The following is a 13,406-nucleotide window of genomic DNA, read 5'->3' on the forward strand; positions in this document are numbered from 1 at the left end:
AAGTAGCGGTCTCCCTACTTTACTCGACCCACCATTCTTTGACGCACTACCAAATCGCGCAAGGTGGCGATCAGTCCGTCTGTGTTTGACTGCTGCTCCACGCGGTATTGTGCCAGAGCTGCTTTACTACGATGGTGCAGTTGTTGGAGCTGCTTGATAAACATCTCTGCGAGATCATCCAGGACGCGAGCGTACTGTTGATTAAGGAGGGTGATCGCAAGGGTATAGCGTTTGGCCATTGGTAGTGCTTTCATCTCACTGGCGTCCAGGGTCTGGGCCTCCGCCGCAAAATGTCGCAGCTTACTATCGGGGATCGGCTGGAGCGCAGCTTTCCCCAGGCGTAAGGAAGCTAACCACTTGAGGCGATCAATCAACACCTGTAAATGAGTGAGGGTGGGTCTACCGGAGTCTTGTTTGAGTTGCTGCCAGGGGGTGGTATGGGTGGCTGCCTCCGCTTCAAATAACTGATTAACTTGCCTGCTCTCCTCTTGCGTGAGGCTGCCCACCACTTGCTGATACAGTGCCTGAGTCACCTCATTGCGAGCTTGACGAGAGGCTTTCAGCAGGGTGCTGAAGGCAGGTAGCTCAAAGCGTTGACGAACTAATTCCTCGATTGCCACATTGATTAAGTCCACCAGGTCGTGTTTAGTCCGTGCTGCATCCGCCATGACTTCGTTCATCAGTTGGCGGGCTGTCTGACCAAAACCTTGCAGATTCAAATATTGTCGAATGATGGTCAGATGCCGCTTGCGGCTAGTCGAAGCATCATAGGCAGACCAAGCATCGGGACGGGATTTCAATCCAGCAGCCATTGCAATGTGCCGAGTGATGGTAACAGGCACATCCGCCACAGGGACGGCATATCCCAAACGCTGAAACGTCTTCAGGAGTACCAGAAATCCCAACCGTGATACCGGGCTTTTGGTGACTCGCCCCGACAACATCAACTCATCTGGGCTGGGTGTATAGATAGCAGCTAACTCTTTGGCACTTAAGCTGCTTTTCAACCGGGGATAGGCGGTCTCTTGGCTACTGGGCATGTCCTTTCCTCACATCCTTGCAAGCAAGTTGGAGGGTAGCAGACAACCATTGATAAGTTCTACTAAAGGCGGAAAAACCATACTACAAGGGAGGTGGACTAGTTCTGGACTGTGCGACCCTCAAAGATCCGTACTACAAACGTAATCTCGTGAGTTTGAATGCCTCAGAAGTCCGATCTTGCCGTGGCACTTCTGCTGTACCAGCAATGATTGCTGGCCAAACAGAAGATGAGTAGAAGTTATCAATTAATCGCTTTCTAAACTCGGTCGCAGTGATTTTTGCTCACCTGTTTGGACAAAAATAGGGGAGATCACATCCTGGGACCTTTGCCAGTCGCGCTTTTCAGGCGATGTGGTACCTAATTGCCAGGAACGGTGTCATACCCCTGAATTGAGCTATGGTTTTGGAGCCGGTTCTTTGTCCAGATTGTAGTAGCACGGATATCGTGAGGCACGGTCGCTCTGGTGCCGGGAAACCTCGCTACAGATGTCGCAATCAGGATTGCCAGCGCAGCACCTTTATTCGCAGTTATACCTACCGAGGCTATCTGCCAGAAGTCAAACAACAGATTGTGGAAATGGCACTCAATGGTAGTGGAATACGCGATACTGCACGAGTGCTCAACATTAGCCCAACTACCGTCATTGAGTCGTTAAAAAAAACATCGCCACTTGAGTGCGATGAATGAAGCTCGTTTAGTCGAAATTGACCCGACTCAGACGATAGTCGAGTTGTGTCAGTGGCAGGAGGTTGAAGCTGAAGTCGACGAGATGTGGAGCTTTGTTCAATCCAAAGGGCAACAGCGTTGGCTGTGGCATGCTATCAACCACCACACAGGGGAAGTATTGGCATATGTGTTGTCAGACCATAAAGACACAGCATTTGTGCAACTCAAAGCTCTGTTAGAACCCTTTGGCATCACCCAGTTTTACACAGATGATTGGGGAGCTTATCAACGATTGCTCCATCCTGCTTTTCACACTGTAGGTAAAGCCAATACTCAGACAATTGAGCGAAAGCATCTCACCTTACGTACCCGAATAAAACGGCTGGCTCGCAAAACCATCTGCTTCTCCAAGTCCATCTGGTTACATGATGTGGTCATTGGACTGTTCATCAATCGATTTGAGTTTGGATTATCCATCTAACCCTCGATCCACATGTCTAGAACATTACCGGTTATTTGAGACATGAATTGAGACACAGCGATCGCTACGTCTTGAAAGGTATGCTTTCTGAGACAGTCCTGGGTGGGAAGAGCCCTGACGCAGTGAGCACCGTACAGGCAGGTGAGGGGGCAGAAAATTGCCAGAAGTCTCGACATAAGAGCATTTTGACGGCTATTAGCTTGCTGAGAATCACAATAAGACTCACGCATCTCAAAGTGGAATAAACCTTTTCGGGGGGTTATGCAAACAACCCCACCATCTGTTACTACTTCGATCCCCTCATGCGGCATCTAGCCGTCAACTTATTGGCTTAGGAAAAGTCCACCAAAGGCGGCACCCACTCAAGCGACTCAAGGCTGCTTTGGATGCCTACTACCTATTCAGGCTTTTGTCTAAAGTAGCTACTCTCTCTCAAATTGTAAAGAAACGTATGCGTTTACCCTCCCACTTTAGGCTTTTGCTCTCAACACCGCTAATTAGCACCTAAATAGTCCTGAGCAGCACAAATTGCTTGGAATAAGGGTTTAGAGATCTAGTCATGCTTTTTAGTAAGGTGCACATCAGAGCAGACTTAGTGTAAAATTTGTTCGCAATAAATAATATGGCAGACAATATAGAGGCATTAGTTGATCAGAATGCCCAGAGAGCTCAGGTGCTCTCCACATCGGCAGATCATACTCTGGAAACCATTAGCCAAATGAGTAATTCTGTCGAAACTCTTTCGCAGACTACTGTTGCTACTGGGCAAGAAGTTCAAGCAAGTTTTGACGCACTAGTCAATAAATTAGCGGAAATAGAACAAAATCTAATTGGCGAGGTGCAGTCTGCTAAAGAAGGACTAAACACCCTAAAGGACAAAATTGACCAGTTAGAAAGCCAATCTGAAGCTATCGCCAACGAAATGAAAACGCAGTTGGACGAACTCAAGTCTGATTTAGATCAGGCTCTAGCAGAGATTGGACAGGAAGCAGATGTTACTGAGACTGAACTGAATGAAACCTCTCAGAAATCTCAAGATTTAACAACAGAAATTGAGAATTGTGGACAAACGGCTGGGCAAGAAGTACAAGAACTTCACAGCTTAATTGATGCGACAAAAAGTGAGTTCAACACCAATCAATCAACTCTCATTAGTCAACTTGACACCTTCCACCAAGATCTTGTTGTTGCAAAATTGACAGCGCTTATGAATGATTTTAATGAACTAATGGAGGAAGGCGACAGCAAACTTTCTGAACTTGAAGCGACGGTTGATATTAGTTCAGATGGGGCAATTCAAGCTTTAGAAAATCAGTTTATTTCAACATTTCCTGGTGAGCTGAGTAATGCCGCTAGTGAATTAAACAGAGCAATGTCATTTATTCGTGAAAGCGGTTTAGGTAAAGTAGGAGACCTCACTGGAAAGTTTAACGACGTCCTGGGGGATGTTGATCAAATTTTAGATCTGCTTGAACAGATGAAACCAATCTTAGAAGCAGTCAACAGTTTCTAAAAGCTTATAACGATCTCGCACAGCTCCTAATAAATTCTTAAGCCCAGGAAAATTGATATGGCAGAACTTGCAGATTTCGGTCAGAATCTTGAAGAGGCAACACAAAAGCTTAATCAACTTCTAAGCCTGATTGACCTTGCATGCAACCAACTTGATGAAACCAGCTCTGAAATTACTTCTGAAAATGAAGCACTGACTCAAGGTGTTGCAACTTTTGAGACTAGTGCTGAAGGATTAAAGCAGGCTCTGAGCGGCGCAGAAGGTGAACTAGGGGGGGTAGAGACAGAGGTCGTTGCTAAGTTGGACGCGCTTCAGCAATCTCTTACTGAATCTCAGACAAAAGTAGACGAAGCTTTTCGAGAGCTAGACGGATCTCAAAATACGTTCGAAACTGAAGTGGCTACTGCTCGTACTGAATTCAATGAAGAGATTGTTGAAGTTAAACAGCTTTTTGTCGAGGTCAAAATAACCCTTGATGAGTTACAACAAGCTCTAACCAGTTCAAAAGATACGACAAAAAGCTCCTTCAATGAATTTGTTGAAATAGCAAATGATACTCAGAAAAACACAACGGAATTTCAAATTCAAGTAAACGATGAGTTTAAGGATTTTGTTGATGAGTTAAATGGAAATTTAACCACTACTGTAGGGGATGCCTTCAACGATTTCAGTAATGAGCTTGCTCAAGAGCAGAAAGTTGCGCTGATAGGTGGGTTTGAAAATTTAGATGGTGGTCTATCTGCAACCTACGATAGCTTCAACTCCCAAATTGAGCAATTAGGAGAGCATCTCAAAGACTGCAGTTCTGAAATCATTCAACATTGCGCTTCAGATTGCGAAAATACAGTTAAGCAGAAGCTGGAAGATGCATTCGAAAGAGCAATACAAGAATATCTAGAAGCGATAGCAATGGAAGTTTTTGAAAACGTCACAGTCGTTTCATTGGGAACAGAAATTACTGCAGCTATGACTGCTCCAATTCCGATTCTGGTTGCGCTAGCTGCTGTCAAGGTTCAGCTTGAAATGGCAAATACAGTTTTAGGTCTTCTCGGTTAGACCTTAAGCATTAGCATTATTTTAGTTCCACATTCCTACAAAATCTTAGGTGTTAGCTATGAGCGAAGTGGCAGAAGCAGTGCAAATGCTATCTCAGTCAGCAGAACTTGTTCCTGCAAAGGTTCAAACATTGATTCAGGAATTGAATCAGGGGCAAAGTGAAGTTGAACAGCTAAATAATACAATTACGGAGAAGCAGGCAGAAGCAGAGACACTTTTAGAACAACTTCAAACTGCTCTCAATGAGCTGCAATCGGAAGCAGCAGAGCAGCAGAGCCAGATGGAAGTAGAGCTGGAAGAAGTTGAAAATGCTTTTCAAGAGCTAGAGAATTATATCTCTACTACTAAAGGAGAATTATTGCAAGAAATATCAACCGCTCAAGGGAAAGTTGTGCAGCTTAAGAGCAAACTGGAGGAAGGCAAAGATTCTGTTGAATCAGCTAAGGATGTGACGCAATCTGCATTGTTAGAAGTTCAGGAGAAGTTAAAAGCTCATCAGGGGCAGCTGACAAGTACTTTAGCTGAAGCCAGTGGCCAGGCAGATGAACTACGAGGCGAACTAGCCAGTGCTAAGACTGAGGTAGAGCAGCAATTGCTGCAAATGACTACACAAATGGATGGAGCAAAGCAAGAAGTTGTTAGCAAAGTTCTTGATATGGTGAATGAATTCACGAACCTGCGAACTGAGTTCACAAATACATTAACGAATGTAGGTAATCAGACTGTAAGCCAAGAAGTAGACAGCTTACTAGGCGAAGTAGAAGACAAAATCAGTACTCAACTACGTGAGATCGTTGAGCAAGGAGTGAATGAACTGGTTGAAGTTGTTTTAGGTTTAGATGACAAACTTTCAGGGAATAAAGACAAAATGGCAAGCGGTCGCACAGTTATGCGAGAAGCCATTGATCAACTCGAACCAATGATTGATGAAGTCAGAGATTTAGTTCAGAATGCAGAAGTATCGCTCAGCAAAATTGTTTAAGTCTAAGAATCACTAGCAAAATCAGTAACCATATTGGGAGAAGGATAATGTCAGACTTTAAGATTGTTGCAGTTGAAGCAGCGACCAAGTTGACACAAGTGCTGAATGAGGCAGAGCAAGCTCAAAACACCATTAAAGAGCTACGGGAGCACTTAACTAGTATATCTGACCAAGTTGAAACCGACTGGAGTGCGTTTAGCGACAAAACGCAAGCTTTGTTGGAGCAAGTTAACACTGCTAAAGATGAATTAGATGCTGAAGGCTCGCAAGTCAAGCAAGCATTGACTGATCTAAAGACGAAGTTGGAAACTTTTAAAAATGAGATAACTCAAGAAGTGGATGAATCTAAAGCAAGTATCACCGCTTTGAATGATACTGTGGAAACGCTTGTACCTGAGCAAGAAATAGCATGGCAGACAGTTGAGGATGCATTAATAGCATTAAAAGACCAGACTGACGCAGTAGAAACAGAACTTGAGCAAGCTTGCACAGAAACCATTTCCTTCGTACAAAGCGATTTCATATCTGAAATTCAGGAGCACAAAACCGCGATCGAACAACGTTCGGAGGAACTGCAGAGCTACATTACTTCTGAATGCATCCCTCAGGTTACAGCAAGGACAACAGAGTTTGCGAGCAGAATCACTACTCTTGTTCAGCAGTTGTCCGACAGAATGGAGCAATTAAGTAATACCACTGAAAGCTCAGCTACAGAGTCATTATCTCAAGCTAAACAGTTGCAGGACTCTCAAGTCAGTGATCTAATATCAGGCGCGGATGAAGTTCAAAATACTATGTCTACTGTCGGTGATACGGTAGATCGGACAGTCGAAACAGCAGTTCGTGCATTAGAACTCTTTGAAACTGGTGCGGATACTGCAAACAAAGGTTTGAATACTGCTGTTGGTGTTTTTAACGAGGCAAAAGAACTCCTATCTCGGATTGGATAGAAACAACAGTATAGATGAAAACTAACAAGCTTCTACCTATACTATTGGGACGTAAAACCAAGTAAAAACATTAATTGGTCAGTTTTTATTGGGCGAATATCAAGAATTATAATCGCTCAAAACTATCAAGCTTTGTTTTTTCGGTGTTTAGGTTAGATAACTGAGCTTTATAGTTAATGATGCGGTTTTCTGCTTCACCTGTATAGGTTATGAACTTCTCCCTAGCTTCTTCAAGAATATCTCGAATTTTTTGTTCCTCAGCATCCAACTTTTTGTTGGTAAAATCTACGACATTGTCAACATAATCTATTGCAATAGCTTGGTAATGCTTACAACCTATACTTCTTAGTTTTTCAGAGGCATCTTCCTGCTTCTCAGAAACATTCTGACGATAAGTGCTATATGTAATGCCTACAATAAACGGGAGAATAAAAGCAGTCAAACCTGCTTTTGCTATCTTAAGGTCAAAAATACCTGTAGGAGGAGTTTTATCCACAGAAGAAGAAGTAAGAACAGTTGCAGTGCCTGCAAACAGCATGAAAAAGCTAGTTGCTATCATGATATTACTTCTAATCTCTTTAATGAGGAAACTGCCAAACGATTCTCTTTTGTATCGGCTTTTCCAATCAAACTCGGTTTTAGAAGTTGACTGAAAATATCTTTGAATATCGAAGGTCTGGTCTGGTTGAAACAGAGGTTTAGGTAAGTAAAGAGATGGGACAATACTTAGTGTCTGAGACATTCGCTGTGCCAAATTCACCATCCCACCTTCATTCGAAGAATTACACAACCTTTTCCATGTATCATTAGCAAACTCACTGAGTGAGTTTCGGCAGTGGCTAATGAGCATCTCATGGCAACTTCTTCCATCAGGTAGTTGTAGAGAAACAGTCGTATATTTACCTTTATTTTTAGAATCTACTCTCAGATCATCTGCTAGTTGTTTAATTTCATACTTCAAACTACGTGTGTCGCTCTCATTCGACAGAATTCTCTTTATCGACGAGGACTTTTCCTTAGCTCGTTTAAAAAAATCTGCCCGGTCCATGTCCGCTTTTTTAAAGGCTTTTTCAATATCTTTTTTTAGTCCCCCGATCCCTCCAGTACCTTGTAACTTTCGCTCTTCCTCTTGCAGTCTCACTTTTAGCTCTGCTTCCTCCTGGTTAAAGACCGTCTTAATTTGAGCAAGTTGAGCCAATAACTGAGCGGTAGCTTGCTTGATTAAAATATCTTCTACTTTGCCCTTAACTAGCACCTCTAGAGATAGACAAAACTTATCCAAGTCTTTTTGAAAGTTAACCTCAACTTTCTCTCTTAGACTATCTGGATAAAATGGCAATAGAAGCAGTGCAGTGATTTCATGGGGAGCAATTGGATTTTGGTTGCTCAACCAGGAGTCAACTTCAGAGATTGCTGTTTGGACCCGACGTTGATTATCTGGATCGGAACTGAGCATATCTATAACCATCAATAGCTTCAGCATCGGAATCTGGCTAGCTTTCTCCAATACACGCTTGATAGTGTCAGGCAAAATTTGCCCAGCATCAACTACTATACATAGGACATCAAACTCACCGATTTGAGGTTTACTGGGCAACGCTGTGATTTGAAACTTATATAAATCTGGCAGAGTTTTGTGCGCTTTGTAAAGGTTTTGTAATGCCACTGCTAATGTCGGATCTTCGCTGACAATATGTAAGACTAATTTTCCTTCATTTAGTAGTTCAGAAGTTTTTTCCAGTTCATTGTAAACTGCTGAGAAAACTGAAGAACGCTCAGATCTTACCGCTGCGAACTGCTGGATATCCTGAATGCGTTGATTAATTTTGTCTGTTTTAAGTGACATGGGTTTATTGAAGAACCTTTATTTGCTTTGAATTAATAATTTGTAATTCCTGCGATCCACCTGATGTAGTAGGCTGAACGCCTGTAATCTCAACTGTTTTAAAGTTCAAATCAGGAAGCGAAGCAACGTTAGATAGTTGTTTCAAAACACTTTGAGGAAGAATGACTTGATAAACTTGACCATCTTTCCCTTGCAGGGTCAACTGTATAGTTTCTGCATCAACAGCTTTGTAACCATTCACCTTTCCCACAATTCCATTTGTAGATGAATTACGAACTCCTGGCGCTTGACCGCAATACAGCTTGACAGGGTTCTGCTGCCAATCGGCACAACCCAAAATTTCGTCTACTCGTTTAGTGATACCAATAAAATTGGTGTAGTCAATTTTTTCACCTGCTCCGTAAGCTGTCCCTTTCTGCATTTCTGCTGGTGCTTTTAACAAGGCAGCTTTGACTAAAGATTCTTCTTGTTGAGTCAGGTTTGGAGAAAGATATACACCAGCCAGCGGCAAGGCACGGCTGCGGCTAATAATTCGAAGTTCTGGAAATTGCCTCTGTAAAAGCGCATGGATGCCAACTCCTGCATCTGCTTGCCCTGATTTTACCTTCTCAATAGCTTGCTTAGATGAATTATCTTTGTCGATTCGCAGCATTTTACCATAAAGATCATAGACAGGCATGTAAAAACTAATGGGATTACCGACTTCCCCTAAAGCGATTGTTTTATCAGGAGTTAAATCATTAATGCTTTGAATGGGGCTGTCTTGAACAACAAAGATTGCTGCCTCAAGATATTTTGAATCTGGAAACATGCGAGCAGCAAACGAGTATTGATTATCGATCGCTGCAACTGAGAGTAACGGGCTAACAGTAAAAGCCACATCCCATTTTTTGGACTTAATCTGCTCTGCTGCTTGCCTCAACGAATTGTTTTCACCAGCTTTGACTCCGCTAATCTCAATCTGAACAGAGCTACCCAGTTTGCTGCTTAATTCCGCCTTTAAGTAGTTTGCAAGTCCAACATAATTCTCTTCGGGATTACCTCTTGTAACTAGTACACCCAACGTCAATGAACCATCACCAAATACAGGACGGGATGATGTTTTAGACATCAGAAAGTAGCTTAGGATTCCTAATGCAGCAACTCCTGCTCCCACAGCAACCCAAGCTTTCATCGGAACTTTTTTTACAGTCCCTGTGAACTTACTCCTATTCATTAGCAGAGAATCAGAGTTCTTCTTTAAATGTTCCAAATCTGCATTCCTAGCGGCATCTGCTTTGGCGGAAACTTTTGATTCAGGAATTACTTCCAAGGCGATCGCCCAACTTTCTACTGCCCAGCGAGCAACTTCCTCACGCATACCTAAGTCATCGCACAAACGCTTGGCAAGGCGACCAACCAAAACTTCTGGAGGAGCAGAGGTTTGGGAAGATACCAAGTCTGCTGGTATACCCTCATTCAAAGCGTTAACTAATGCTTTTAACTCAGACTGATATTGACCGCAGTAGTCTTTGAGAATTGCTCTACAACGAGATAAATCGTTGCAAACTGTGTGTCCTTGCTGTTGGATAAATGTTTGTAGCTGCTGCCTTGCTGCGTTATCCATTCTAAATTACCTGGTTACAACCTGATCTCACCTTCGGACTTCCCAAAATTAATTTTCAATCCAGCCATGAGCGTTGCTGACTGCCCTGGCTCAATTTCTTTAACGGTTCCCTCTAAAGTTGTGCTCACCCAGTTTGTACTGGAGAGATTTGTTAATCCCCAACTGTTTGAATCATTAGGAGACTGGGCTATTTCTGCAACTGGCTTGGAGAAGTCATATAGTTTACTGTCGTCAACGTGATGGGGAAACAGCTTTGTATCATAATTCAGCATGATGATGTTTCTACCAATTCGGATGCGTGCAGGGGGTGACACTTCTGCGCTACAAGACCAGCATATGGCTGGCTTTCCACCTGAAGCTTTCAAGGCATCCGCATCATAAAAATTTTCACTACTACAGTGAGAACAATAAAGAAGCGAGTCACGTAGCCGCACCATTGCAGGTCGCCAAATGCCCTCTGTGATGCGACCGTTCTCTGGGTCTATTAAGCCTTCGGTAAAGGCTTTAGTAAAGAGATCGCGGAGGAACAGAGGATATATTTCCCAGCAAGCGATTGCATTGTCATGAATACCAGGAACTGGACGGTTTGATTCATCGTCAGGGTTGAATATAAATACAGGTTCAGCCCCATAGAGCTTCTTTCTGGCTGGCATATCCAAGCACCGAATTTCTGCCTCTTTCTTGCCCTCTAAAGGATGATGCACCATGAACATATAGAATAGGAGCACTGCCAGAGAATACAAATCGCTCTGTTTACTAGGTGCTGCTTTACCTAGAACAATCTCTGGAGCCATGAATCCAGCTGTTCCTAAAATGGCACCATGTGCTCCACCATTCGGCGCTACATTGTCGTTGTCACAAATTAAAATATCGCCGGTATCTGGAGCAAAGAAGACGTTGCCAAATGAGATGTCGCAGTAGCACAAACCTTTAGCATGAAGTTGAAAGAAACTGTCTACTAGTCCTAAAGCAGCTGTTACTAAGGCTCTAAAGCTTGGATCTATCCGTCTTTTGACGAGATCAATAATGCCCTTGTACTGAGGCTCTCGAATATACATAACATAGCCAAATCCCTCTAGCTTGCTATCTGACACAATACTGAGTGGCCACAAAAACCTATCGGTAGGAGGTCCAGAGGCAACTGCCTTTTCCAGGCGTTGGCGAAGAGAGACATCCTCTTTTAAATAAGCGGGGTAGTACCATTTCAGAGCCACCGTAGTGTTTTTCAACGTCGCACGGTAAACTTCGCCCTGCCCTCCACTACCTAAGAGCTCATAGATAGTGCAAGGAAGATTAGAAGCTTCAGTAGTGATAACTTGCCCTGTCGTCAGAAGTTGATCCATCGCCTTATTCCTGCAAAGTTTCTCCTGCCCGCAGTCGTAAACTCTTACTGATGAAGAGAAATAGAGCAAATCTCAGTCCATTGACACAACTAAAAATCTGACGGTTGTTGGTCATTTACGGAGACCGACCAACAACCACTGACTGCTAGAGAACTGCCAACTCTTAAGGTAAATTGCTGCAGCCAATTGCCTATTGTTCTAAAGGTTCCTGCGTCTTTTGAGATTTTGCCGCCTCAAAAAAAGCAACCAACTTTTCGACCGTCTTTGGAGCCTCAGCCCGTTGAACAGGAGCAAGGGTAAAGAGCAAACCATCAAATTTTGCAATACCTGCTCCACATGCCCCATCTTTCTGAGTTGTCACGCAGATTACGGGCTGACCGTTCAATACGCCATGCGTCAGATAAAGAGCCTTACCCGCCTTTAAAAGCTTGTTATACTCTGCGAACCTTGCAGATACTTGCTTGCAGCGAACTTGAGCTGAATACGTTGGTGAGAATACATCAGACTTCCAGAGGATCGCTTCTAATTCACCCTGTGCTTTTGTCTTGATCACTGTAGCCTTTGCATCATCATTACAGAGCAGCGACTCCACTTGCTCAAGTTCGAGCTTTTTGACTAATCTGTCCATCTTAGGAGTGCTGCTTGGTGCTACTCTCCCTACTGAAGCAATCAATATTGGAGATGTATTACCAACCGAGGCAATCACAGTTGGTCCCCCTGTACCCTGGTTTCCCACAGTTGTGGGGTTATGGGGAACAGGGGGGGTTGGGGGAACAGGGGGGGTTGGGGGATTAGGCCAAGTCTGATCTGCTCCAGAAGTACCAGTTTGTAAGTTTGTCCTCGATCCAGCGATAATTTGGTTTCCTACCACCCTTGGAGCTGTTACTGCATAACCAGCTTTATTTTTCGCTCTCTGCTGGCGTGCAGCTTCTTTCCCACTCTCAGAGAACCTGTCAAAAGCAGAAGGAAGTTTCTCAGGTGCTGACGATGTTGGTTTAGATGGAACGGCTGATGCTGGACTAGCAGTAGGGGCAGGCGGTGTAGTTGCAACGACTGGTGCTGAACTAGCGGGGGGTGTAGTTTCCGCTGCGTCGATCGACATTGTATTGAGGCATAGTAGCCCAGAGATACTTAGAAATGCCAGCAGAGATTTTTTGCTCATCATTGTCGAGTCCTTTATGTGGCTTATAGCTGTATCAACGCATTTGATGACCTGAGATAGCTGTATAAAGAGCTGAACTCAAGTTCTTGAAAGATTCAGTAGTGTACGCGGTTGGTACATTGCGCCGTGAAAAACTACCGAGCGAAGAATTTGTGAATAGTTTCTTTAGTTTTTGCTTTCAGATGGAAAAATGAGTTTTAAGTCTCCTCTGATCAACTTTCTGATCTTTGAGGTTTGGAGGTATAGATCCGAAAAATAAGGTTGATCGTAGTCGAACCGTAAAGTGTGAGGCATCGCTCTGCCATACACCCACTTGCAACGGATGTGTTAACTCTTCTCCAGCATCTAAGCTGTAATAGTCAGTAGGTCACCCAAATATCTTTACGCAGTGGATAAACACAATCCGGACTTTATTTATTAAGTGTCGGATTTGAGATTCTTCACCTGCCTAAGACAGCTTGGTTGTTGATCGAGCCATATTTGAACTGAACATACTCGTGTACTTCTTGACACGGTGCTGCCAACACTGGCGAGGCAACTTTGCCTCTCAGAGTCGCATCATTTAGCAGGAGTAGAATACCTATGAGTCAATCTTCATAAAAAGTTCTTGATAGGTGTAGTAGTTTTAATCTATGGATAAGTATATGCACTCAAATATGAGCTTTATTTATAGCAAGTGCTTTGGCTAAATCTTATAAAGGTTGACTGAGATCTTGCACCAGTCTCAACAAGGGGTTGCCAAAGGGGGAGAAACCTGAA

Annotated in this window: 10 protein-coding genes; 5 read left to right on the forward strand and 5 right to left on the reverse strand. The window is 43.5% G+C overall.

Translation table 11 applies throughout. The features are described from left to right. Positions 1-14 precede the first annotated feature (14 nt). Positions 15-1,040, reverse strand: coding sequence for a DUF4158 domain-containing protein (locus AC5JLP_RS33385; protein WP_496072189.1), 1,026 nt, complete (start codon positions 1,038-1,040; stop codon positions 15-17). 398 nt (positions 1,041-1,438) lie between these two features. On the opposite strand from AC5JLP_RS33385, the gene AC5JLP_RS33390 reads away from it, so the two are divergent. The 5 genes from AC5JLP_RS33390 to AC5JLP_RS33410 all read left to right on the forward strand — a co-directional run bounded on the left by AC5JLP_RS33390 (position 1,439) and on the right by AC5JLP_RS33410 (position 6,690). Next, positions 1,439-2,189 (forward strand): IS1 family transposase gene (locus AC5JLP_RS33390; RefSeq protein WP_496072190.1). Its coding sequence is split into 2 segments (ribosomal slippage): positions 1,439-1,708 and positions 1,710-2,189, totalling 750 coding nucleotides; the frame shifts between segments, so codons are not numbered across the junction. Between the two features lie 622 nt (positions 2,190-2,811). Continuing rightward, entirely contained in the window at positions 2,812-3,702 is an 891-nt protein-coding gene (locus AC5JLP_RS33395) for a hypothetical protein (protein WP_496072191.1), read from the forward strand. 57 nt (positions 3,703-3,759) lie between these two features. Beyond that, positions 3,760-4,758 (forward strand): hypothetical protein, encoded by a 999-nt coding sequence (locus AC5JLP_RS33400; RefSeq protein ID WP_496072192.1) that lies wholly within the window; start codon positions 3,760-3,762, stop codon positions 4,756-4,758. A 58-nt stretch (positions 4,759-4,816) separates the two neighbouring features. Then, positions 4,817-5,740 (forward strand): hypothetical protein, encoded by a 924-nt coding sequence (locus AC5JLP_RS33405; RefSeq protein ID WP_496072193.1) that lies wholly within the window; start codon positions 4,817-4,819, stop codon positions 5,738-5,740. Between the two features lie 47 nt (positions 5,741-5,787). Next, positions 5,788-6,690: a hypothetical protein gene (locus AC5JLP_RS33410; RefSeq protein ID WP_496072194.1), complete on the forward strand. Its 903-nt coding sequence runs from the start codon at positions 5,788-5,790 to the stop codon at positions 6,688-6,690. A gap of 106 nt (positions 6,691-6,796) precedes the next feature. Here the strand turns inward: AC5JLP_RS33410 and AC5JLP_RS33415 are convergent, their stop codons facing one another. From AC5JLP_RS33415 to AC5JLP_RS33430, 4 genes are all read right to left on the reverse strand, one after another. After that, on the reverse strand, positions 6,797-8,536 hold the full coding sequence (locus tag AC5JLP_RS33415) for a hypothetical protein (protein ID WP_496072195.1): 1,740 nt from the start codon (positions 8,534-8,536) through the stop codon (positions 6,797-6,799). 4 nt (positions 8,537-8,540) lie between these two features. Then, on the reverse strand, positions 8,541-10,142 hold the full coding sequence (locus AC5JLP_RS33420; RefSeq protein WP_496072196.1) for a phosphate/phosphite/phosphonate ABC transporter substrate-binding protein: 1,602 nt from the start codon (positions 10,140-10,142) through the stop codon (positions 8,541-8,543). 14 nt (positions 10,143-10,156) lie between these two features. Next, complete coding sequence (locus AC5JLP_RS33425) at positions 10,157-11,485, reverse strand: protein kinase domain-containing protein (RefSeq protein WP_496072197.1); 1,329 nt, start codon at positions 11,483-11,485, stop codon at positions 10,157-10,159. A 190-nt stretch (positions 11,486-11,675) separates the two neighbouring features. Beyond that, a complete protein-coding gene (locus tag AC5JLP_RS33430) occupies positions 11,676-12,191 on the reverse strand; it encodes a COP23 domain-containing protein (RefSeq protein WP_496072198.1) in 516 nt (171 codons plus the stop codon). Positions 12,192-13,406 lie beyond the last annotated feature (1,215 nt).

The organism is Stenomitos rutilans (genome assembly GCF_059505485.1).